At 66.5% G+C, this 22,493-nt stretch carries 14 protein-coding genes and 2 pseudogenes; 7 read left to right on the forward strand and 9 right to left on the reverse strand.

The genetic code is table 11. From position 1 onward, the window contains the following. Positions 1 to 155: 155 nt before the first annotated feature. Positions 156 to 2,633, reverse strand: coding sequence for a heavy metal translocating P-type ATPase (locus M3I56_RS26345; protein ID WP_254356434.1), 2,478 nt, complete (start codon positions 2,631 to 2,633; stop codon positions 156 to 158). Positions 2,634 to 2,942: 309 nt separating this feature from the next. Between M3I56_RS26345 and M3I56_RS26350 the strand changes: the two genes are divergently transcribed. Both M3I56_RS26350 and M3I56_RS26355 read left to right on the forward strand, forming a co-directional pair. Next, positions 2,943 to 4,397: a DUF1254 domain-containing protein gene (locus tag M3I56_RS26350; RefSeq protein WP_254356435.1), complete on the forward strand. Its 1,455-nt coding sequence runs from the start codon at positions 2,943 to 2,945 to the stop codon at positions 4,395 to 4,397. A gap of 327 nt (positions 4,398 to 4,724) precedes the next feature. After that, positions 4,725 to 8,507 carry a DUF748 domain-containing protein gene (locus M3I56_RS26355; protein WP_254356436.1) on the forward strand — a complete coding sequence of 1,261 codons (3,783 nt, stop codon included), beginning with the start codon at positions 4,725 to 4,727 and terminating at the stop codon, positions 8,505 to 8,507. Between the two features lie 51 nt (positions 8,508 to 8,558). On the opposite strand, the pseudogene M3I56_RS26360 reads toward M3I56_RS26355, so the two are convergent. Together M3I56_RS26360 and M3I56_RS41700 are read right to left on the reverse strand one after the other, a co-directional pair. Then, positions 8,559 to 9,737 (reverse strand): annotated as a pseudogene (locus tag M3I56_RS26360) (PLP-dependent aminotransferase family protein); the annotation flags it as partial. A 65-nt stretch (positions 9,738 to 9,802) separates the two neighbouring features. Beyond that, positions 9,803 to 10,085, reverse strand: a pseudogene (locus M3I56_RS41700) (GntR family transcriptional regulator); the annotation flags it as partial. Positions 10,086 to 10,249: 164 nt separating this feature from the next. Between M3I56_RS41700 and M3I56_RS26365 the strand changes: the two are divergent. From M3I56_RS26365 to M3I56_RS26380, 4 genes are all read left to right on the forward strand, one after another. Then, complete coding sequence (locus M3I56_RS26365) at positions 10,250 to 11,341, forward strand: ABC transporter ATP-binding protein (protein ID WP_254356438.1); 1,092 nt, start codon at positions 10,250 to 10,252, stop codon at positions 11,339 to 11,341. A gap of 123 nt (positions 11,342 to 11,464) precedes the next feature. Further along, a complete protein-coding gene (locus tag M3I56_RS26370) occupies positions 11,465 to 12,508 on the forward strand; it encodes an ABC transporter substrate-binding protein (protein WP_375541792.1) in 1,044 nt (347 codons plus the stop codon). A gap of 74 nt (positions 12,509 to 12,582) precedes the next feature. Next, the gene (locus M3I56_RS26375; protein WP_254356452.1) at positions 12,583 to 13,860 is read left to right on the forward strand and encodes an ABC transporter permease; all 1,278 of its coding nucleotides are present in this window, start codon (positions 12,583 to 12,585) and stop codon (positions 13,858 to 13,860) included. A gap of 13 nt (positions 13,861 to 13,873) precedes the next feature. Beyond that, complete coding sequence (locus M3I56_RS26380; protein ID WP_254356439.1) at positions 13,874 to 14,713, forward strand: ABC transporter permease; 840 nt, start codon at positions 13,874 to 13,876, stop codon at positions 14,711 to 14,713. A gap of 60 nt (positions 14,714 to 14,773) precedes the next feature. Here the strand turns inward: M3I56_RS26380 and M3I56_RS26385 are convergent, their stop codons facing one another. The 6 genes from M3I56_RS26385 to M3I56_RS26410 form a co-directional block, all read right to left on the reverse strand. Continuing rightward, the gene (locus M3I56_RS26385) at positions 14,774 to 16,249 is read right to left on the reverse strand and encodes an amidase (RefSeq protein WP_254356440.1); all 1,476 of its coding nucleotides are present in this window, start codon (positions 16,247 to 16,249) and stop codon (positions 14,774 to 14,776) included. Between the two features lie 119 nt (positions 16,250 to 16,368). Further along, positions 16,369 to 17,895: an efflux transporter outer membrane subunit gene (locus M3I56_RS26390; RefSeq protein WP_375541793.1), complete on the reverse strand. Its 1,527-nt coding sequence runs from the start codon at positions 17,893 to 17,895 to the stop codon at positions 16,369 to 16,371. A gap of 10 nt (positions 17,896 to 17,905) precedes the next feature. Then, positions 17,906 to 19,048 (reverse strand): ABC transporter permease, encoded by a 1,143-nt coding sequence (locus M3I56_RS26395; RefSeq protein ID WP_254356441.1) that lies wholly within the window; start codon positions 19,046 to 19,048, stop codon positions 17,906 to 17,908. After that, entirely contained in the window at positions 19,045 to 19,998 is a 954-nt protein-coding gene (locus M3I56_RS26400) for an ABC transporter ATP-binding protein (RefSeq protein WP_254356442.1), read from the reverse strand. Before M3I56_RS26400 ends, M3I56_RS26395 begins: the two co-directional genes overlap by 4 nt. Then, positions 19,995 to 20,945, reverse strand: a complete 951-nt coding sequence (locus M3I56_RS26405) for an HlyD family secretion protein (RefSeq protein ID WP_254356443.1) — start codon at positions 20,943 to 20,945, stop codon at positions 19,995 to 19,997. Before M3I56_RS26405 ends, M3I56_RS26400 begins: the two co-directional genes overlap by 4 nt. Further along, positions 20,942 to 21,679, reverse strand: a complete 738-nt coding sequence (locus M3I56_RS26410) for a TetR/AcrR family transcriptional regulator (protein WP_254356444.1) — start codon at positions 21,677 to 21,679, stop codon at positions 20,942 to 20,944. The genes M3I56_RS26405 and M3I56_RS26410 overlap by 4 nt, the downstream gene beginning before the upstream one ends. Positions 21,680 to 21,856: 177 nt before the next feature. Here M3I56_RS26410 and M3I56_RS26415 point away from each other — a divergent pair, with 177 nt between their 5' ends. Continuing rightward, the gene (locus M3I56_RS26415) at positions 21,857 to 22,459 is read left to right on the forward strand and encodes a response regulator transcription factor (RefSeq protein WP_254356445.1); all 603 of its coding nucleotides are present in this window, start codon (positions 21,857 to 21,859) and stop codon (positions 22,457 to 22,459) included. The last annotated feature ends 34 nt before the right edge of the window (positions 22,460 to 22,493 follow it).

The raw sequence follows: 22,493 nt of genomic DNA on the forward strand, positions 1-22,493 counted from the left end.
ACAGTCACGTAAAGATTACCGGTCGGTCATGCCGTTTCGGTGTGCAGATTGTGGGATATTTCGGAATCCAAAAATAACGCCGCCACAAGGAAAAGGGCGCATGAAGCGCCCTTTCGTTATGTTTCGCGCGATACGTCGCGCCGTGAATTTCTGCGTTAGCGGCGGGCCTGCCACGTTCTGAGCAGCAGCGCGTTGGTCACGACGCTCACGCTGGAAAACGCCATGGCGGCGCCCGCGAGCATGGGGTTGAGCAGGCCGAAGGCGGCGAGCGGAATGCCGATCAGGTTGTAGACGAACGCCCAGAACAGGTTCTGCTGGATCTTGCGCCACGTGCGCCGCGAAATATCGATTGCGGCGGCAACGAGCGCCGGGTCGCCGCGCATGAGCGTGATGCCTGCCGCGTGCATGGCGACGTCGGTGCCCGTGGCCATGGCGATGCCGATGTCGGCGGCGGCGAGCGCCGGAGCGTCGTTGATGCCGTCGCCGGCCATCGCGACGATGCCGCCGCTTTTGATCTTGAGGTCGCGGATCGTGCGCGCCTTGTCGTCGGGCAGCACCTGCGCGTGGACTTCGCCGATGCCGAGTTGCGCGGCCACGGCCGCCGCGCTGCCCGCGTTGTCGCCAGTCACGAGCACGCTGCGGATGCCCATCGCCTTGAGGCTCGCAATGGCTTCGCGCGCCGTGGGCTTCACGGTGTCGCCGAAAGCGAGCAGGGCGAGGACGCCGCCGTGCGGCTCGAATAGCCACGACACCGTATTGCCCGCCTCTTCGAGCGAATGCGCGCGGGCCGCGAGCATGGGCGGCACGGCGAGCGCCAGTTCGTCGAGCCAGCGGCCGCTGCCGATCGCGAGGCGCCGGCCGTTCACTTCGGCCTCCACGCCGCGCCCGGGCACCGCGCGCGCATGGGCGGCGACGGCCAAGGCGCCTGGCGCCTGTGCTTTTGCCTGTGCTTCATACGCCTGCACCACGGCTTTCGCGAGCGGGTGATCGCTGTGCCGCTGCACGGCGGCGGCGAGCGCGAGCGCTTCGCCGCGCGCGAGCCCCCCGGCCGCTTCGAACGCGGTGAGCGAGGGCTGGCCGAGCGTGAGCGTGCCGGTCTTGTCGAAGGCGACAACGCTCACGTTGTGGGCGGTCTCCAATGCTTCGGCGTCCTTGATGAGCACGCCGTGGCGCGCGGCCACTCCGGTCCCGGCCATGATCGCGGCAGGCGTGGCAAGGCCGAGCGCGCACGGGCAGGCGATCACGAGCACGGCCACGGCATTGAGGATCGCCGTTTCGGCGCTCGCGCCCGCGAACAGCCAGCCGCCCAGCGTGATGGCCGCGATCACGAGAATCGCGGGGACGAACACGGCGCTCACGCGGTCGACGAGACGCTGGATCGTCGCCTTCTCGGCCTGTGCGCTTTCCACGAGGCGAATGATGCGCGCGAGCGTGGTTTCCGCGCCGATGGCCGTGGTGCGCACGGCGATCGCGCCTTCGCCGTTGATCGAGCCGGCCGTGACGGGATCGTCGGGCGCTTTCGGCACCGGCAGGCTTTCGCCCGTGATGAGCGATTCGTCGATGTGGCTGCGGCCTTCGAGCACGACGCCGTCCACGGGCAGGCGCTCGCCGGGGCGCACGACCACCACGGTGCCCACGCGAACCTGGGCGAGCGGGACTTCGCGCTCCTCTGCGTTGGCGCCATTTGCGCCATCGACGCGGATGCGCGCGCGATCCGGCCGCAGCGCGTTGAGGGCGCGGATCGCGTCGGTGGTCTGGCGCTTCGCGCGGGCTTCGAGCCACTTGCCGAAGCGCACCAGCGTGATGACCACCGCCGAGGCCTCGAAATACAGATGGGCCATGTCGCCGGGGTGCGCGAGCATCGCATAGACGCTCACGCCATACGCGGCCGAAGTGCCGAGCGCGACCAGCAGATCCATGTTGCCCGCGCCGGCGCGCACGGCCTTCCATGAGGCGCGGTAGAAGCGCGCGCCGAACACGAACTGCACGACGCTCGCCAGCGTCAGCTGCGCCGCGGCGGGCAGCATCCAGTCGAAGCCGAGCCAGTGGCCGAACATCGGCAGCACGAGCGGAGCCGTGAGCACCGCCGAAATCAGCACGGCGCGCCATTCGCGGCGCGCCTCGTCGCTGGCGGCAGCACCTTTCGCCGGGGTGGCGGCGTCTTCGTCGGCGGCGAGCGGCGTGGCTTCATAGCCGGCCTTCTTGACGGCGGCGACGAGCAGGTCCTGCAACTCGCCCGTGAGCGGCGAGCGCGTGTTGACGGTGGCCTGCTCGGTGGCGAGGTTCACGCTCACGCCAGCCACGCCGGGCACGCGCGCGAGTGCCTTCTCGACGCGGTTCGCGCATGAAGCGCAAGTCATCCCGCCGATGGCGAGCGTGGCGGCTTCCGTGGCGACGGGCACGGCTTCATAGCCGGCCTTTTCGACGGCGGCGACGAGCGCGGCGGGCACGACGCCACCGCTGGCCTCGACGGTGGCCTTTTCCGTGGCGAGGTTGACCGAGGCGCGCGTGACGCCCGGCACCTTGGCAAGCGCTTTCTCGACGCGCATGGCGCACGAGGCGCACGTCATGCCGTGGACCTCGAGTTCGGCCACGGCGGTATCGGTGCGCTCTGCTACGAGGGGTTCATTCATGATGGGGTGCGAGCACTGGCTGTCATCGATGTTGGGCAGTATCTACGTTCCCATCATGGGAAGGTCAAGGGGCGCGACATTACGCCCCTTTCGTTTCAGAGGGAAGTCCTGAGAGCAAGCTCTCGAGCGGTAACGCAATTTTCCACGCTGCAGGCTTTTCAGGCCCAGGCGCGAGCGATACGATACCAACCGGCGGCATTGGCGCCTTGCCGCGCGCATTTGACCACGGCCCTGGGGGGGCCCCGCGCGCGGAGTGGCCAGCCGGTCGACGTCACTTCATGGACCGCCCGCACCGAATACAACCAACAAATGACAACAATACATCGAGCATTCTCTACGTACCGTAGCTGCTCCGCGCTTGCCTGTCTTGCCCTGATCGCCGGATGCGCCTCGGCGCCGGGAGACGTTGCGCCGAAGAGCAACGGCTGGATGAAGGACGAAGTCTCCGACTCCTATGTGTTTGGCTATCCGCTCGTGCTGATGGACGTGGCGCGCGAAGCCGCCACCGGCAGCGCGCCCGGCCAGGCCGCGCCGAACACGCTGCGCCACGCGCAGTCGCTGCCGCCCGTCGGGGCTTCGAGCCCGCCCGAACCCAACCTCGACACGCTGACTTCCAGCGGCTGGCTCGACGTTTCGAGCGAGCCGGTGCTCGTCACGCTGCCCGATACGCACGGCCGCTACATGGACGCGCGCGCGCTCGACATGTGGACGAACGTCGTCTGGTCGACAGCCGCCGCGCAGACCGGCGAACGTGTCAGCGGTCTGAAAGCGCAAACGATTGCATTTGTTCCGGCCGGCTGGAAGGGCACGCTGCCCGCGCGCGTGAAGCGCGTCGATGTGTCGACGCGCTACGTGTGGTTCCTCGCGCGCATCCAGACGCGCGGCGGCGGCGACCTCGCGGCTGTGCGGCGGCTGCAGCACGGCCTGCAGGTCACGGAGCTTTCCGGGTGGGACGAGCGCGGCGCGCGCGGCAAGGCCGGCGCTCGCCGCGGCCGCGGCAACGAGCCGACCGGCGCCACGCAGAGCGGCGATCCGGTCGCGCCGGGCACGCCGTCCGCCCAGGTCGCGGCGCTCGACGCGAACGGTTTCTTCGACCGGCTCGCCCAGGCGCTGGAGGACAATCCGCCCACGGCGGACGACGCGCACGCGCTCAAGATTCTCGGCGACATTGGCGTGCACCCGGGCGACCCGGCGCAGTTGCCCACGGGCGCGAAGGACGCCGCAGTCGTCAAGGCGGGTCTCGCCGATGGCCGCACGCGCGCCGCGACGCCGCCGGCCAACCTGCTGGCAGGCAACGGCTGGCTCTGGGTGGGCGACGATGCGGGCAACTACGGCCCCGACTACTCGCTGCGCGCCTATGCGGCGTACACGTCGCCGGGTCTGCCGACGACCCGCGACGAAGTGCGCGCCCGCGTGAGCCAGGACAGCGACGGTCATGCGCTCAACGGCGCGAACCGCTACACGATCCACTTCACGGCCAAGCAGTTGCCGCCGGTGCGCGGCTTCTGGTCGATCACGGCCTATACGACCGACGGCGCGCTCGATGCCGACGCGCCCGTGCGCGTGGCGTTCGGCGACCGCAGCGGCGCACGGCGCAACCGCGACGGCTCGCTCGACGTGCACGTGAGCGCCGAGCGGCCGCGCGGCGGCGCGAACTGGGTGCCGGCGCCGCATGGCGACTTCCGCCTCGTGATGCGCCTCTACGCCGCGAAGCCGCAGGCGACCGATGGCAGCTGGCAGCCGCCCGCCGTCGAGCGGCAGTAATCGCTGAACCGGGCTGAACCAGGCGTTGGCGGGCCGCTGTCCCGCCAACGCTTTTTTTGCGCCGCATAAGCCCGCTCAAGCGCCACGCCCGGCTTTTCCGCCCGCATTTCATGCATTGCGCAACACGCGCGACGGACACCCCGCAATCGCCGGGCCATCGCCTTTGCGCTGTTACTTCTTGTTGCGCAATACCTGCGCCGCGGGCGGCGTTTTCCCGCCGTCCGATCTTCTATCGGACCTATACTTCCGGCTGTCGGCATCCCCGGATTTCCGACATCAGACCCACATCCCGCGGCGGGCCTGTTGCCGCCTCATCCGCAAGCAAGCATGGCAAGCCTCAACAAAGCGTCGCTCAACTCTTCCTTGCAATCGGTGCGCGCGGTCGCGCGTGCGCCCCGCACCCGGCGCATCCTCACGGGCGTCGTCATCTTTCTGATTGTGTTCGGCCTGGTCGGCTTCTTCGCCGCGCCGCCGATCATTCGCCACGTTGCCGAGCAGCAGTTGAGCAAGCAGCTCGACCGGCCCGTCACGATCGGCCGCATCGCGCTCAATCCGTACACGCTGCGTCTCGAAGCGGACCGCGTGCATATCGGCGAGCGCGGCGGCAACGGCGACTTCTTCGATGTCTCGCGCGCCGTCGTGCAGGCGTCGTGGTCGTCGCTCTTTCGCGCGGCGCCCATCGTCGACGAACTGCGGCTCGACTCGCCGCGCGCCACGATCGTGCGGCTCGACGCGCAGCACTTCAACTTCTCGGACCTCATCGAGAAGTTCTCGACGCCCTCGAAGCCCAGCAGCAAGCCCTCGCAATTTTCGGTTTCGAACATCCGCATCGAGAACGGCCAGATCACCTTCGACGATCGCCTGCTCAACGAAAAGCACGTGATCGACCGCTGGTCGCTCGGCATTCCGTTTATCGCCACGCTGCCTTCCAAGACCGATATCTTCGTTCAGCCAATGCTGCGCGCGCGCATCGACGGGGCGAGCACGCTCGCCATCGACGGCAGGACCAAGCCCTTTTCCGCGACGCGCGAGTCGGAAGTGGAGCTGCGCCTGACCGACCTCGACGTGCCGAAGCTCCTCACCTACGCGCCGACGAAGCTGCCCGTCACGGTGAAGAGCGGCAAGCTCTCGACCAACCTCAAGCTCGATTTCGTGATGTCGGGCGAGAAGCCCACGCTGCGTGTGACGGGCACGACCGACCTGAACGACTTCGACTCGACCGACAACGCCAACGCGCCGTTCTTCGGCGCGCGCAGCCTGCACGTGGCGGCGGCTTCGCTCGAACCGTTCAGCAATGTCTATCGCTTCGACGACATCCATCTTGACGCGCCCACGGTGTGGGTCGCGCGCGACAAGCAAGGCATGCTGAGCGTCGAGAAGTTAATGGGCGCGCCGGCCGCGCAAAATGCGCCGGCCGCCGGCAAGGCCGCGAGCGCCGCGCCGGCCTCGGGCGCCTCGGGTGCCCAGAGCGCGCAGGCGGCGGCCGAGGAAGCGAAGCCCGCGCCGCTCGATGTTTCGATCCGCCAGTTCGCGCTCACGAACGGCACCGTGCACGTCGCTGACGATGTGCCGGCGCGGCCGGTGAACGTCGAGCTCACGCAGCTTTCGACCACGCTTACCAATTTCTCGACGACCGCCAAAGCGGGCGCGCCGTTCACGTTCGCGACCAACGCGAACGACGGCGGCGCGATCAAGGCGTCGGGCACGGTGAGCCTCGCGGGCAAGAACGCCGAAGCCAACATCGCGCTCGAGCGCGTGAGTCTGCCGCAGGCGCAACCGTATATCGACAACCTGAGCGGCGCGCAGATTCTGGACGGCAAGCTCAATCTCACGTCCACGCTCAAGGCCGACTGGGCGCAGCAGCCTGCCGTCGTGCAGGTCGGCCAGAGCACGCTCGGCCTCGAATCGCTCAAGCTCGCGGCGCGCGGCGCGAAGGCGCCTTCCATTGCGCTCGCCCAGGGCACGGTGCAGGTGAGCAGGATCGACCTCAACGCGCGCAAGGCGCAGATCGCTTCGGTGGACGTGACCGGTCTCGTGGTGAACGCCGAGCGCCAGAAGGACGGCAAGCTCGACCTGGCGCAACTCGCCTCCACGCATCAGGCGGCGCCCGAGCGCACGGCGATTCACGCGGCCCAAAAGTCGGTGCAGGAAGGGCCGGCCTGGCGATACACAATCGACGCTTTCACGCTGAACAACGGCACGATCATTTTCACGGACAGCTCGACGCCGCGCCCGGTGAAGCTCGCGATCACGCCGTTCGACCTGAAGATCCAGCAGATCAGCGACGACCTGAGGCACCCGCTGCCGATCGACCTGAAGGCGACCGTCAACCGTAGGGGCACACTCGCGCTGAGCGGCAAGATCAACCCGACGCCGCTCACGGCGCAGTTGAAGATCGACGCAAACCAGCTCGACGCCGCCGCGTTCGAGCCTTACTTCGGCAATCAGCTCAACGCGGTGATCGCGAGCGCGCTGCTCAACATGAACGGGCAGCTTTCGGTCGAACAGGGCAAGGCGCTCAAGGCGAACTATCGCGGCGACGCGGCGCTCGTGGACGTGCGCATGCTCGACAAGGCCACGTCCGGCCCGTTCGCGGGCTGGCGCTCGCTCGCGCTCACGAACCTGAAGGCGAACTACGACGACGCGCGCGGCACCGACGTGGACGCGAGCCGCGTGACCTTCGCCGGCTTCTATGGCCGCGTGCTGCTCGACGCGCAAGGCAAGCTCAATCTCAAGGACGTGGTCGCGCATCAAACCGGCGCGGCGCAGTCGCTTACGCAGGACACGAGCGGCAAGCCAGGCGCGCACGAGCCCGTGCCGCTCACGCCGCAGGCGGCGAGCGCACCCGTGCAGACGGCTTCCGCACCCGCACCCGCTTCCGCGCCTGCCACGGTCGTGGCCGCACAGGCGCCGAAGAACCCCGTGCGCCTGCACTTCGGCGAGCTCGTGCTGCAGGACGGCCGCGTGAACTACACCGACAACTTCATCAAGCCGAACTACACCGCCGATCTCGTGCAGATCCACGGCACGGTGGGCGCGTTCGGCACGCAGTCGACGACGCCCGCGCCCGTGGATGTCTCCGCGAAGCTCGCGGCGAACGGTCCGCTTTCGATCAAGGGCACGGTGAACCCGCTCATCGAGAAGCCGTCGCTCGATCTCACGGCGAGCGCGCACGATATCGAGCTTACGAACCTCACGCCGTATTCGGCGAAGTACGCGGGCTATCCGATCACGAAGGGCAAGCTCAACGTCGATCTGCATTACCAGCTCGCGAACGACCAGCTCACGGCGAACAACCATATCTTCATCGACCAGCTCACGTTCGGCGATCACATCGACAACGACACGGCCACCAAGCTGCCGGTGCGGCTCGCGATCTCGCTGCTCAAGAACCGCAAGGGTGAGATCGACGTGAACATTCCGGTGTCGGGCTCGCTCTCGAACCCCGAGTTCAGCCTGGGCGGCCTGATCTGGAAGGCGGTGCTCAACCTCATCGCGAAGGCGGTGACCGCGCCGTTCACGCTGCTCGCCAACGCATTCGGGGGCGGCGGCGAAGACCTGGGCTATGTCGAATTCGCGGCCGGCACGGCAACGCTGACCGATGCCGACCAGAAGAAGCTCGACACGATCATGAAGGCGCTCGACGACAAGCCTTCGATCAAGATCGATCTGATCGGCCGCGTCGATCCGGCCGTGGACACGCCCGCGCTGCGCGAGCAGTACGTGGATCGCCTCGTGCGGCTTCAGAAGGTGAAGGACACGGTGGGCAACGGCGAGAGCGTGGATACCTCGCAGGTCAAGGTGGACGACAAGGAGTACGAGAAGTACCTCGCCAAGGCCTATAAGGATGCGGACTTCAAGAAGCCGCACAACATGATCGGCCTCACGAAGACGCTGCCAGTGGACGACATGAAGCAGGCGCTAGCCGACCACGCACCCGTTGACGACGCCACCTTGCGCAACCTCGCTCAGGACCGTGCGCAAGCGGTGCAGCAGTACTTCGAAGGCAAGGTCGATCCGAGCCGCGTGTTCATCGTGGCGCCGAAGCTGGACGCCAAGGGCATCGAAGACAAGGGCGCGACGACGCGGGTGGATTTCGGTCTGAAATAAGCGGCGCGCTTCTATGCAAAGACGCGATTCGATGCAGCGGCGCGCTTGGGTCTAACCGGCGCGCCGCAGCTTTTTCGGGTTCGCAAACGCATGTTCCTCGATGACCTGCGCGAGCGTCGCAAAGGCCGGCGCGATTTCCTCGTGCGGCACGCACGCGTAACCCGTTAGCAATCCTTTGCGGTCCTGGCGCACGCTGTAGTAGGCCGCGAGCGGGCGCACGATCACGCCCGCGTCGTAGGCGGCCGCAGCGATGGCGCGATCGTCGGTGTGGTCGGGCAGGCCAAGCACGAAGTGCAGACCCGCTTCGTCGCCCATGACGGGCAGCGCATCGCCGAAGTGGCGCGTGACCGCGTCGATCAGCAGCTGGCGCCGCTCGCCATAGAGCGTGCGCATGCGGCGCACGTGCGAAGTGAGATAGCCATCCATGATGAATTCGGCGAGCACGGCCTGCTGCATGAGCTGGCCTTCGCGATACAGCTCCGCCACGCCCGTGCGGAACGTGGCCGCGAGCCGCTCGGGCACGACCATGTAGCCGATGCGCAGGCCCGGAAACAGCAGCTTGCCGAGGCTGCCCACGTAGATCACGCGGTCCGACTCGTCGAGACCCTGCAGCGAGGCGAGCGGCCGGCTGCCGTAGCGGAACTCGCTGTCGTAGTCGTCCTCGATGATCCACACCTTGTGCTGGCGCGCGTATTCGAGCAGCGTGCGGCGGCGCGCGAGGCTCATCACCATACCGAGCGGGTATTGATGCGAAGGCGTGACGAGCGCGATACGCGGCGGGTCGCGCAGGTCCTGCTCACGCGGATTGAGCCCTTCGACGTCGACGGGAATGGGCGCGAGCTTCAATCCCGAGGACTGCAACACACTGCGCGCGCCCCAGTAGCACGGCTCTTCGACCCACGCCGTGTCGCCGTGGTCGGCGAGCAGCCGCACGGCGAGATCGATGGACTGGTGAATACCCGTAGTGATGATGATCTGGTCCGGCGTGCAGCGCACCGAGCGCGCCACGCGCAGATAGTCCGAAAGCGCGCGCCGCAGCGGACGGTAGCCGCCGCCGGGCGCGTAGGTCAGCAAACCATGATTCGCCGATTTCCATAACCGGGCCTGCAAGCGGCTCCACGTGCGCGCCGGAAACTCGGCCACGTCGGGCACGCCCGGCATAAAGGCGCCCCACTGCCTGGCGGACACGCCCGCCTCGTCGATGAGGCGTTGGCCGCGCATAGACATGTCGCCGCGCGGCGAGGCGCCGCTCGCGTCGTCGTCCTCGTCGTCGGCGGCGGCGGCTGGCGTCGGCGTGCTCACGGCGGCCGAGTCGGGGCGCGTGTCCGCGACATAGGTGCCGCTGCCGGTGGTCGAGATCACGTAGCCCTCGGCGCTCAGCTGGTCGTAGACGTGCAGCACGGTGTTGCGCGCCACGCCGAGGTCGCCCGCGAGCGTACGCGAGCTGGGCAGCTTGGTGCCGGGCGCGAGCCGGCCCGTCAGGATGGCCTGCTGCATGAGCTGCAGCAGCTGACGGTAGGCGGGCTCGGCGCTTTCCTTGTCGAGCTGCGCCGCGAGCCATTCGGACAGGATCACCATGGCTAAGTGGTTCCATCGGTAATAATGAAATGGCTCCATTGAATAGAGCCGGGACCATCTATAGTAATTCGCACGTCAGTTTCGGTTAACGCCTGCGCCAGGATTTATTTAATCGCGTCAGAAGGGCCGGCCGGGAAAAAGAGTATGCAAAGGAGACAGGGCGGATGAAGACCTCGGATGTGATCGTCAGCTTTCGCGGCGTGCGCAAGACCTATGACGGCGAAACGCTGGTCGTCAAACAACTTGACCTTGATATTTATCAAGGTGAGTTTCTGACGCTGCTCGGCCCGTCCGGCTCGGGCAAGACCACCTGCCTGATGATGCTCGCCGGCTTCGAGTTTCCCACCGGCGGCGAGATCCGCCTCGAAGGCAAGCTGCTCAACAACGTGCCGCCGCACAAGCGCGACATCGGCATGGTGTTTCAGAACTACGCGCTCTTTCCGCATCTCACGGTCGAGCAGAATGTGGCCTATCCGCTGGGCGTGCGCAAGGTGCCGACCGCCGAGCGCGCGCAGCGCGTGAACGACGCGCTCAAGATGGTGCGCATGGAAGGCTTCGCGAAGCGTTATCCCGCGCAGCTCTCCGGCGGCCAGCAGCAGCGCATCGCGCTCGCCCGCGCGCTCGTGTTCCAGCCCAAGCTCGTGCTCATGGACGAGCCGCTCGGCGCGCTCGACAAGCAGTTGCGCGAACATATGCAGTACGAACTGAAGTCACTGCACGAAAAGCTCGGCGTCACGTTCGTCTATGTCACGCACGATCAGGGCGAGGCGCTCACGATGTCGGACCGCGTGGCCGTGTTCGACAAGGGCATCGTGCAGCAGCTCGACAGCGTGGACCGGCTCTACGAGTCGCCCTGCAACGAGTTCGTGGCGAACTTCATCGGCGACAGCAACCGGCTGCGCGGCACCATTGCCGCTGTGGATGGCGAGTACTGCGAAATGCATCTCGCCGACGGCACGCGCCTCACCGGCCGCAACGTGGCGGGTGCGCAGGCGGGGGCCGCGGCCATCGCGTGCATTCGCCCCGAGCGCATGAAGCTCGCGAACGGCTCGAAGGGCAATGGCGCAAACTCGCTGGCCGGAGAAGCGCGCGGCCTCATCTATTTCGGCGACCACGTGCGCATGCGCTGTGGCCTGCCACAGCAGGACGAATGCTTCGTGAAGGTGCCGCTCGGCACCGAGGCGCTCGACGGCTTCGCGCCCGGCCAGCCGGTCGCACTCGAATTCGCGCCTGAGCATCTGCGCGTGTTCGCTTGAGACGTGCGGGCGCGGCGCGCAATCTCGCGCGCCGTTGCCTCGCGAAGCGTCTCGACGATCGGGCCACGTTTCTCGCATCGAAGGGCCCGGCAAGACAAACCACCAAGGAGAAGGGACTCAACCATGAAGCAGATCGGCAACATGCGCGTTGTAGCGGTCGCGGCCGCACTCGCACTCTCGTTCGGCGTGGCGAATGCCGCGGAACTGACCGTCGTGAACTTTGGCGGCGCCAATGGCGATGCGCAGAAGGCGGCGTTCAACGAGCCGTTCCAGACGCAGACCGGCAACAAGATCACCGCTGTCGAGTACAACGGCGAGCAGGCCAAGGTGAAGGCCATGGTCGACGCGAAGCACGTGGACTGGGACGTGGTGGAAGTCGAAACCGGCGACATCGCGCGCGGCTGCGACGAAGGTCTCTACGAGAAGCTCGACTGGGCCAAGCTCGGCAACAAGGGCGACTTCATGAAGGCGGCGCAGCAGCCCTGCGGCGCCGGCTTCTTCGTGTGGTCCACGGCGCTCGCTTACAACGCCGACAAGCTCAAGACCGCGCCCACGAACTGGGCCGACTTTTGGGACGTGAAGAAATTCCCGGGCAAGCGCGGCATGCGCAAGGGCGCCCGTTACAACATGGAGTTCGCGTTGATGGCCGACGGCGTGCCGCCGCAGGACGTCTACAAGGTGCTCGCGACGAAGGCCGGTCAGGACCGCGCCTTCAAAAAGCTCGATGAACTGAAGCCGAACATCCAGTGGTGGGAAGCCGGCGCGCAGCCGCCGCAGTTCCTCGTAGCGGGCGACGTGGTGATGTCTACGGCGTACAACGGCCGCATCGACGCCGCGCAGCGCGAAGGCAAGAACCTCAAGGTGGTGTGGACCGGCAGCATCTACGACCTCGACTACTGGGCGATCCCGAAGGGCGCGCCGAACAAGGCGCTGGCCGAGCAGTACATCGCCTACACGCTCTCGCCGAAGCCGCAGCAGGCGTATGCGCAGCACATCGCGTATGGCCCGGTGAACGCGAACGCGATCAAGGCGCTCGACGCGAAGACGCTCGCTAACCTGCCGAATTCGCCGGACAACGGCAAGACCGCCATCCAGGAGAACCTCACGTTCTGGACCGACCACGGCGACGAGCTGGAGCAGCGCTTCGCCTCGTGGGCCGCGAAGTGAGAGTGATGTAGACGCTCCGGGGCGCAAGCCCCGGAGCGGTTTGGCTGCATGGCTGGAGACTGGATGTGACCACAATGACGACCGTGACCAACGTTGCCGGCGCGGCACGCGAAGAGACCGCGCGCCTGAAGCGCGAACTGCGCGCAGCGCAAGCGAAGAAGCGCACGATGGCGCTCATGCTGATCGCGCCGCTCGCGATCTTTCTGCTGCTGATTTTCGTGGTGCCGATCGCCGCGCTGCTCACACGCGCGGTGCAGAACCCCGAAGTGGCGACGGCGCTGCCGCATACGATCACGGCGCTGCGCGACTGGGACCGCAAGAGCGCGCCGCCCGACGCGGCCTACGCGGCGCTCGCGCAAGACCTGACCGTCGTGCGGGACGGCGATGCGATGGGCGCGCTGGCGCGCCGCCTGAACGTGGAAATCGCGGGCTTCCGCTCGCTGGTCGCGAAGACGGCGCGCGCCATGCCGCTCGCCGACGACGACGGCAAACCGCTCACGCTTACCCCCGCGCAAACGCGCGCCAAAATCGTCGAACTCGACGACCGCTGGAGCGACGTCGCTTACTGGCAAGCTATCGCGAAGAATAGCTCGCGCTATTCGCCGTTCTACCTGCTCGCATCGCTGGACCACCGGCAGGATGCGTTCGGCAACATCGTGGCCGCCGATCCTGAGCAGCAGATCTATCTCGACGTGTTCGGCCGCACTTTCGTCATCAGCGTGTTCGTGACGGTGTTCGCGCTGCTGCTCGGCTACCCGCTCGCCTACTGGATCTCCACGCTCTCCGAGCGCCGCGCGAATCTCGTGATGATCCTCGTGCTGATTCCGTTCTGGACGTCGATTCTCGTGCGCGTGGCCGCGTGGATCGTGATTCTTCAGGGCGAGGGTCTCGTCAACAAGGCGCTGCTGGGCACAGGCCTCATTTCGCAGCCCCTAACGCTGCTGTTCAACCGCGTGGGCGTCTACATTTCGATGACGCACATCCTGCTGCCGTTCATGGTGCTCCCGCTCTACAGCGTGATGAAGTCGATTCCGCCGACTTACCAGCGCGCGGCCGTATCGCTTGGCAGCCATCCGTTCTCGGCCTTCTGGCGCGTGTATGTGCCGCAGACGTACCCCGGCGTGGGCGCGGGCGGGCTACTCGTGTTCATTCTCTCGATCGGCTACTACATCACGCCGGCGCTGCTCGGCGGGCCGGGCGACCAGATGGTCAGCTACTACGTGGCGTACTTCACCAACGTGTCGATCAACTGGGGCATGGCCTGTGCGCTCGGCGCGCTGCTGCTCGCGGCGACCACGGTGCTCTATTTCGTCTACGGGCGCTTCACGCGCACGCAACTGAGCCTCGGCTGAGGGAGGCGCAACCATGAAATTCGCCAAACCGCTTTTTGCGCCGCATACGTCGGCCGTCGAACGCGTGTGGTACTTCGCGCTGCGCGCACTCGTCGTGCTCACGCTACTGTATCTGATCCTGCCCGTGCTCGCGATCGTGCCGCTGTCGTTTTCGTCGAGCACGTTCCTGGTTTATCCGATTCCGGGCTGGTCGCTGCGCTGGTATGAGAACCTCGTGATGTCCGACGAATGGCGCATGGCCGCGAAAAACAGCTTCATCGTTGGTCCCGCCGCCACGGTCGTGGCGACCGTCCTCGGCACGCTCGCGGCCATTGGCATCACAAAGGCCGATTTTCGCGGCAAGGCGCTGCTCATGGCTGTGCTCATCTCGCCGATGATCGTGCCCGTGGTGGTGGTGGGCGTGGGCATGTATCTGTTCTTCGCGCCGCTCGGCCTCGCCAATACGTATCTCGGGCTGATCCTCGCGCACGCGTCGCTGGGCGTGCCGTTCGTCGTGACCACGGTCGCGGCCACGCTGCAGGGCTTCAATCACAATCTCGTGCGTGCGAGCCTTTCGCTCGGGGCGAGTCCGGTCACGACGTTCTTCCGCATCACACTTCCCGTCATCGCGCCGGGTGTGATTTCGGGTGCGCTGTTCGCGTTCGCCACGTCGTTCGACGAAGTCGTCGTCACGCTCTTCCTCGCGGGCGCCGACCAGACCACCTTGCCGCGCCAGATGTTCACGGGCATCCGCGAGAACATCAGCCCGACGATCGCTGCGCTCGCAACGATCCTGATCGTGTTCTCCACCTGTCTGCTACTCGCGCTCGAATGGCTGCGCGGCAGAAATGCGGCGCGCGCGGTGAAGGCGTGATGGCGTGAGATGTCGATGGAAAAAGGCAGCGCCGCGGCGCTGCCTTTTTGCTTCAGCGCGTTACGCCTGAAGCAGAGTCGGCACACGCCGCTTGACCCACTGCGTGGCCTGATCGTACGCGTGGGCGAGTTGCAGCACCGAGAGATCCGCCTGCGGCTTGCCGATCACCTGCAGCCCCATCGGCAGGCCTTGCGCATTGAAGCCCGCCGGTACGCTGATGACCGGCAGCCCCGCGAGACTGCCGCCAATCACGACTTCCATCCAGCGGTGATAGGTATCCATCGTGCGGCCCGCGATCGACTTCGGCCATTGCTCGCTCGCGTCGAACGGGAAGAGTTGAGCGCTGGGCAGCACGAGGTAGTCGTAACGCTCGAAGAGCGCGAGCAGCGCGTTGTACCACTGACTGCGCGTGACCGTGGCGTTCCACACGTCTTCGCCCGAGAGCTTCAGGCCGCCTTCCACTTCCCATTGTGCTTCGGGCTTGAGCAGCGCGCGCTTTTCCGTGTCGCGATAGAGCGCACCCAGCGTGCCCGCGCACGAGAAATGGCGCAGCGTGAGCCACGTTTGCCACACGCGCTCCATGGCGAAGTCGGGGCGTGCGGCTTCGACCTTGCAGCCCACCGATTCGAAGTCCTTGAGCGCCGTTTCGCACAGTGCGAGCACGCCGTCTTCCATGGGCAGATAGCCGTCGTAATCGCCTAGCCAACCGATGCGCGCGCAACCAAAGTCGCGCTCGAGCGGACCCGTGAACTGCGCAGAATCTTCGGCAATGGAAAGCGGCGCGCGCGCGTCGTAGCCCGCCTGGGTGGCAAGCAGCATCGCGAGGTCGGGCACAGTGCGGGCCATCGGGCCCGCGTAGCCGAGCTGATGGAAGAACAGTTCGTGCGCGGGCACGGAGGGCACTCGGCCTTGCGAGGGACGAAAGCCGAACACGTTGTTCCAGCCGGCGGGATTGCGCAGCGACCCCATCATGTCGCTGCCGTCCGCCACGGGCAGCATGCGCAGCGCAAGCGCGACGGCCGTGCCGCCGCTGCTGCCGCCCGCGCTGCGCGTGAGGTCGTAAGCGTTGAGCGTGGTCCCGAAGACCGTGTTGTACGTGTTCGAGCCAAGGCCGAATTCCGGCGTGTTCGTCTTGCCGATGAAAATCGCGCCCTGTGCGCGCATGCGCGCGGCCATCAGGGAATCGGTTGCGGGCACTTCGTCGCGGAACAGCGGCGAGCCTTGCGTGTACGGGATGCCGGCCGTGGCCGTGAGATCCTTCGGCGCTTGCGGCATGCCGTGCATCCAGCCAAGGTACTCGCCTCGCGCGAGCTGGGCGTCGCGAACGCCCGCCTCGGCGAGCAGCGAGGCGCGCTCGCGCAGCGAGACGATGGCGTTGGCCGGCGTATTCACACGCTCGATATGGTCGAGAAACGCGCTCATCACTTCGCGGCAGGACACCTTGCGCAGGCGTATCCATTCCGAAAGCTGAAGTGCGTCGGCCGCGACGAGATCGTTGGGCGACAGTCTTGCGGGGGACAGCGATGCCTGGTTCATACGTGTCTCTCGTTTCGGATGGAGCAGGGGGAGGGTCATTGTCGCGCACGTGCGGCGCAAGCGAAAGGAAACGAATGGTTGCCGCAACAGGGTGCCGGTTGCCGTGTGGGGCGGCCAGTCTACCGAACGGGCGCGGCGGGCGCGGCGGGCGCCGACGTGTCGTTGCCCTGGGCAGGCGGCGCTGCGCCGGGGAGTGGGGCGCCACCAAGCGCTTGATAGAGCGCCGCGGTGTCGGTTAGCCGATCCGCATGAACGCGCGAGCGGTCGAGCGTTGCCTGGAGTGCCTGGCGTTGCGCATCGATCAACGAAAACTCGCTCACGCCGCCTGCTTTGTAGCGCGTTTGTGCGATCGCCGCGTTGGCCTGTGCCTCACGAGCGGCGTCGTCGCGCGCCTGCAGTTCGGTCGCATCGTTCTGGAGCGCCTGGAGCGAGTCGGCGACCTGCTGCAGCGCTTGCAGGACCGTCTGACGATAGTCGGCAAAAGCGGCTTCATAGGCGGCTTGTGACGCACGTTTTTTCGCGCGCAATTCGCCGCCATGGAACAGCGGCTGTGTGAGGCCGAGTCCGACGTTCCAGATGTTCAGCCCGCTGATGATGTCCTCGATACGCGTGCGCTCCGACCCGATACTCGCCGAGAGCGAGATCTGCGGATAGAGATTCGCCGTCGCCACGCCCACGTTCGCGCCAGCCTGGTGCAGCAGCGCCTCGGCGGCGCGTATGTCGGGCCGCTCGCGCGCCAGCGTGGAAGGCACAGTGAGCGCAACCGTATCGGGCAGATGCAGGGTATCGAGAGAAACGGCGTCGAGCGGCGCGGCGAACTGCGCAGGCGCGACGCCCAGCAGGGTGGCGAGCTGATGCTCCGCAGCCTCGCGCTGCGTTTCGAGCGGTGGCAGCGAGGCGCGCGTTTGCGCGAGCAGGGTGCGCTGGCTGCGCACGTCGATCTCCGCTACGCCGCCGGCAGCAAGGCGCGCCTGCATGATAGCGAGCTGGCGCGCCTGCGTCTGCGCGAGTTGCATGGTGAGGTCGATCTGGCGTTGCAGCGACGCGCGGCGGATGGCGGTGGACACCACGTTGGCGGCCACTGAAAGTCGCGCGGCCTCCATTTCGTACGCCAGATAATCGACTTGCGCGAGCGTGGATTCCAGCGCGCGACGGTTGGCGCCGAACAAGTCGAATACGTACGAGACGCTGACCGAAGCGTTGTAAAGCGTAAACGGCGGTGGGTTCGGCACTTGCGTAATGCCGAAAGCGGCGAGATCGACCTTCTGGCGCGTGCCGGAAAGTTTCAGATCCACGGCGGGAAAGTTCGTCGCGCCGGCCTGCGCGTTGTAGTTTTCGCGCGCTTCCACGAGCCTGGCGCGCGCCGAGTCGAGCGTGGGGCTCGCGCGCAAGGCCTGATCGACGAGTTCGTTCAACTGCGCGCTGCCAAACTGTATCCACCATGCGTTTGGAGCGTGTTCCGCGGCCGTGAAGGTCTGCGCGCCGCCGCCGGGCCCGGTGGCGCTGGCGGTGGACGTCGGCACAGGCTCGCGCGTCCAGCCTGTGGCATCGGGCGCGGCGGGCGGGTGGAAATCGGGACCCACGGTGCAGCCCGCGAGAATGAGCACAAGCAGGCAGGCAAGGGCGGCGTCGCGCTTCATGGTCATGTGCGTCGCGCTAGTCGAGCGTGCGCCGGTAAAAGCGCACGGCGATCGCCATGACCGCGACCGTAAATACCGCGAGTGGCCACACCGCGGGCCACAGGTCGGTCCAGCCGTTGCCCTTGAGCAGGATGCCGCGCACGAGCCGGTTGAAATACGTGAGCGGCAGCAGATTGCCGAGCCACTGCGCCCAGCGCGGCATGCCGCCGAACGGGAACATGAAGCCAGAGAGCAGCAGGCTTGGCAGGAAATAGAACATCGTCAGTTGCATGGCCTGCAACTGGTTTTGCGCGAGCGACGACAGCGTGATGCCCACCGTGAGATTCGCGGCGATGAACAGCAGCGCCGAAAGATAGAGCGTGACGAGACCGCCCGCAAACGGCACGTGAAAGACGTAGCGCGCGGCGAGCACGATGATGGTCGCCTGGATCAGCCCGATCGCCACGTACGGAATGATCTTGCCCGTCATCACCTCGATGGGCAGCACTGGCGTGGCGAGCAGGTTCTCCATCGTGCCGCGCTCGCGCTCGCGCGTGATGGCGAGGCCCGTCATCATCACCATCGTCATCGTGAGGATCACGCCCATGAGGCCGGGTACGACGTTGTATTGCGTGATGCCCTCGGGGTTGTAGAGCCGGTGCACTTGCACGTCGAACGCGGCGGGCGAGCCGTTCAAGTGCGCGAGCGGGCCGGTGAGGTCCTTCGCGGCCACGGGAGCGACCAGCCCGGGCAGCGCCGCGAGCGCGGTGGTGATGGCAGTGGGGTCGCTAGCGTCGGCTTCGACGAGCAGCGAGGGTCTTTCGCCGCGCAGCAGGCGCCGCGAAAAATCGACAGGAATACTGAGCACGAACTGCACCGTGCCGCGCGCGAGCGCATGACGCGCGGAGGCTTCGTCGGGCAGCGTTTCGATCACATCGAAATAGGCGGAATTGCGCATGCCCGCGACGAAGCTGCGCGCGAACACGCTGTCCTCACCCACGACGATGGCCGTGGGCAGATGCTTGGGGTCGGTGTTGATCGCATAGCCGAACAGCGTGAGCTGGATGATCGGCAGGCCGACGATCATCGCGAATGTGATGCGGTCGCGTTTGAGCTGCAGGAACTCCTTGAGCACGATGCTCCACCAGCGCGCCACGGAAAACGGGAACGACGCGCTCACGACGTGACTCCGTAATTGTCCTGAGCGTGGCTCATCAGGTAGATGAAGACATCTTCGAGACCGGTGTCGATGCGCTCCGCGCGCAGCGGCTGGCCTTCCACTGCCCGCTCGACCGCTCTGGCGAGCGCGGCATGATCGCGTCCGCTCGCATGCAGCGCGGAGCCGAACACGACCGTCTGGTCGATGCCCGGCGCGTCGCGCAACTGCGCGGCGAGTGTGCTCAGCCGCTCGCCATGAATCGCCCACGTTTCGAGATTCTGTTCGGCGATCACCTCGGCGGCAGTGCCCTGCGTGAGCAGCTTGCCGTAGGCGATATAGGCGAGCTTGTGGCAGCGCTCGGCTTCGTCCATGTAATGCGTGCTCACGAGCACCGAAATGCCCCGCGCGGCGAGCCGGTGCAACTCCTCCCAGAAGTCGCGGCGCGCGGTGGGATCGACGCCCGCGGTCGGTTCGTCGAGCAGCAGCAATTCGGGCTCGTGCAGCATGCAGGCCGCGAGCGCGAGCCGCTGCTTCCAGCCGCCCGAAAGCGCACCCGTGAGCTGGCTCGCGCGGCTTGCGAGCCCGAGCGATTCGAGTGCGCGATCGACGGCTTCGCGGCGGTTCGGCATCTCGTAGATGCGCGCAACGAAGTCGAGGTTCTCGCGGATCGTCAGGTCTTCCCAGTACGAGAAACGCTGCGTCATGTAGCCCACGTGACGCTTGATCTGTGCGCTCTGGCGCAGGATGTCGTAGCCAAGGCAGGTGCCTGAACCGGAGTCGGGCGTGAGCAGCCCGCACATGAGCCGGATCGACGTGGTTTTGCCGCTGCCGTTCGGGCCGAGAAAGCCGAATATCTCGCCGCGCGCCACACGCAGCGACACGTCGTTGACGACATGCTTGTTGCCGAAACGCTTGTTGAGATTGCGCACGTCGATGGCGTAGTCGCCGGCAGATCGATCAGGTGTGCTCATTGCAGCGTCACCTCGACCGGCTGGCCCGGGTGCAGCTTCACGGCGTCCTGTGCGGAAGGCCGCGCCTCGATCATGAAAACGAGCTTCGCGCGGTTCTCGTTGCTGTAGATGACGGGCGGGGTATATTCGGCGGCGTTCGAAATCCACGTGATGGTGGCGGGCACCTGGGCGGCGCAGCCGTCGCAGCGCACGTTCACCTTGCGGCCCGGCGCGAGCGATCCGACGATCGTTTCCGGCACGAAGAAGCGCACCTTCACGTTCTGCGGCGGCAACATCTGCACGACGGGGTTGCCCGCCTGCACCCACTCGCCCACACGAAACAACGTATCGTAGACGAGGCCGCCGCTCGGCACGCTCACGCGCTTCTGGTCGAGCCGCCACTGTGCCTGTGCGAGCGAGGCGCGCGCGGCCTCGACGTCGGCGGCCTGGGCGGCGATTTGCGCGGTACGTCCCGGCAGATTCGCCACGCGCACCTGGTTTTGCAGCTCGCGCACCTGGGCGGCCGTGGAGTCGGCCTGCGCGCGCGAGTCGTCGAGCTGCGCCTGCGCAATGCCGCCTGCACGCAGTTGCGCCTCGTCGCGTGTGAGCTGGAGCCCGGCCTTGCGCGCGTTCGCCTCGGCCTGCGCGAGCTGCGCCTCGGTCACACGCACTTCGGGCGGACGCTTGCCGGTCTGGAGGTCCGCGAGCTGCTGCTGTGCGGCCGTCAGGCGATGCTGCGCCTCGTCGCGCGCGGCCGCTTCCTCGACGGAGTCGAGCGCGAAGGCGGGCGCATTGGCGGCCACGGTTTGCCCGCGTTGCACTTCGAGGTGCGTGAGCGTGCCCGACTGCGACGACGCGAGGTAGACGTACTCGCCTTCGGCATAGCCCTGCCAGCCAGCCGGTCCATGCCTGGAGCATGAGGCGAGCACGAGCGCCGCGACGCATATGCCGGCAAGGCGGCGCTTCATGACGCGTCCTCCTTGCGGCTTGCCGTCGGGCCCGTCGTGCGGCGCGCGCGCGTGTCCTGCGGCGCAGGCCGCAAGGCCGCGCTCAACAGCGCGCTCACATGCCGATGCAGCGCCTCGCGCTCGATCTTCGGAAAGCCGCGCACACTTTGCCAGAGCTTCGAAGTGGCGAGCGGCAGCATGACGAGCGCGAGAATCGAGATGAACAGCAGCGGCGCCTCCAGTTCGGCGTTGACGTTGCCGTCGCGCTGCGCCTCACTGACGCGCGCGGCAAAGCGCTGCAACTGCTCAGTGGGCAGCCGCTTGAGCATGCGCTCGCGCAGCAGGCCACCTTCGTTGACGATTTCGCGCAGCCAGAGCGGCGGCAGCCAGGGCATGCGCGAGGTGACGTCGAAGAGCCGCGCGACCAGTTCCTCCACGAGCGCGTGAGGGTCTTGCGCGAGATCGCCCTCGGTGCTGTCCACACTCTCCCACACGAAGGCGATCGAGCGCGCAATGCGCTCCTCGACCACGGCGTCGAGCAGCTTTTCGCGGTTCGTGAAGTAGTAGTGAACCATGGCGGACGTCACGCCCGCGGCCTCGGCGATCTGAGCCATGGTGGTGGCCGCGATGCCCTGCTCGCCGAACAGTTGCGTGGCGCTGGCGAGCAGCCGCTCGCGCATGTCGAGGTCGGCGGCGGCGCGGCGCCGGCCGCGCGGGCGGGGCGCAGCAGGAGCGGTGCGGGTGCGCGCGATCATCGTTCTACTTTAATTCACGCATTAGTTAAATTCAAACTGCGCGCGCAGTGGGTTAACCCTGCGACAGTTCCTTTCGGGTTCTTTCAGAACTTTCCTATACAAAAAGACTGGCAGGTCGGTCAGGCTGTGAGATTCACGCTGAAGGGACAAACAAATCACGCCACCATGGAACAAATAATGAAACGCGTCGTTGTCATCGACGACCATCCGATTGTGCTGAAGATGCTCGCCAATGTGCTGAATACGCAGTACGAACTGGTGGGCGAATGCAGCGACGGCGAAGCGGGCCTTCGCCTCGTCCAGGAATTGCGTCCCGATCTGGTGATTCTCGACCTCGAGTTGCCGAAGCTCGACGGCCTTTCCGTCATCCGCGGCATTCGCGCGCACCAGCCCGGCGCGCGCATTCTCGTGCTCTCTGCGAAGCCCGAGTTGGTGATGGCCAATCACACGCGTATCGCGGGCGCGAACGGCTATGTCAACAAGAATCGCGGTGTGGAGGAACTGTGCGGTGTGGTCAAGGCGGTATTGCTCGGCTACGACTGCTTCCCGGCGGGCAGCTGCGGCGGCGGCCGCGACGTGGCGCTCAACGGGCTGTCGCCTCGCGAAGTCGAAGTCCTGCAGTATCTCGCGCGCGGTTTGAGCAACAAGGGTATCGCGGCACGGCTCGGGCTTTCGGATAAAACCGTCAGCACCTATAAGACCCGCGTGCTGGACAAGCTCGGCGTGTCGTCACTTGCGGCGCTGATCGAGTTTGCGACGTTGAACAAGCTGATCGAATAGCCCGACCCAAAGCCCAGTCGAAAAAAAAGCCCGA

It is taken from the genome of Paraburkholderia sp. CNPSo 3281 (genome assembly GCF_024206515.1).
Classification (GTDB): Bacteria; Pseudomonadota; Gammaproteobacteria; order Burkholderiales; family Burkholderiaceae; genus Paraburkholderia; species Paraburkholderia nodosa.

What these genes read in the sequence shown, in the direction of transcription:
- M3I56_RS26345 (WP_254356434.1), bottom strand. Translation starts at nt 2,633, where the DNA reads ATGAATGAACCCCTCGTAGCAGAGCGCACCGATACCGCCGTGGCCGAA.
- M3I56_RS26350 (WP_254356435.1), top strand. Translation starts at nt 2,943, where the DNA reads ATGACAACAATACATCGAGCATTCTCTACGTACCGTAGCTGCTCCGCG.
- M3I56_RS26355 (WP_254356436.1), top strand. Translation starts at nt 4,725, where the DNA reads ATGGCAAGCCTCAACAAAGCGTCGCTCAACTCTTCCTTGCAATCGGTG.
- M3I56_RS26365 (WP_254356438.1), top strand. Translation starts at nt 10,250, where the DNA reads ATGAAGACCTCGGATGTGATCGTCAGCTTTCGCGGCGTGCGCAAGACC.
- M3I56_RS26370 (WP_375541792.1), top strand. Translation starts at nt 11,465, where the DNA reads ATGAAGCAGATCGGCAACATGCGCGTTGTAGCGGTCGCGGCCGCACTC.
- M3I56_RS26375 (WP_254356452.1), top strand. Translation starts at nt 12,583, where the DNA reads ATGACGACCGTGACCAACGTTGCCGGCGCGGCACGCGAAGAGACCGCG.
- M3I56_RS26380 (WP_254356439.1), top strand. Translation starts at nt 13,874, where the DNA reads ATGAAATTCGCCAAACCGCTTTTTGCGCCGCATACGTCGGCCGTCGAA.
- M3I56_RS26385 (WP_254356440.1), bottom strand. Translation starts at nt 16,249, where the DNA reads ATGAACCAGGCATCGCTGTCCCCCGCAAGACTGTCGCCCAACGATCTC.
- M3I56_RS26390 (WP_375541793.1), bottom strand. Translation starts at nt 17,895, where the DNA reads ATGACCATGAAGCGCGACGCCGCCCTTGCCTGCCTGCTTGTGCTCATT.
- M3I56_RS26400 (WP_254356442.1), bottom strand. Translation starts at nt 19,998, where the DNA reads ATGAGCACACCTGATCGATCTGCCGGCGACTACGCCATCGACGTGCGC.
- M3I56_RS26405 (WP_254356443.1), bottom strand. Translation starts at nt 20,945, where the DNA reads ATGAAGCGCCGCCTTGCCGGCATATGCGTCGCGGCGCTCGTGCTCGCC.
- M3I56_RS26410 (WP_254356444.1), bottom strand. Translation starts at nt 21,679, where the DNA reads ATGATCGCGCGCACCCGCACCGCTCCTGCTGCGCCCCGCCCGCGCGGC.
- M3I56_RS26415 (WP_254356445.1), top strand. Translation starts at nt 21,857, where the DNA reads ATGAAACGCGTCGTTGTCATCGACGACCATCCGATTGTGCTGAAGATG.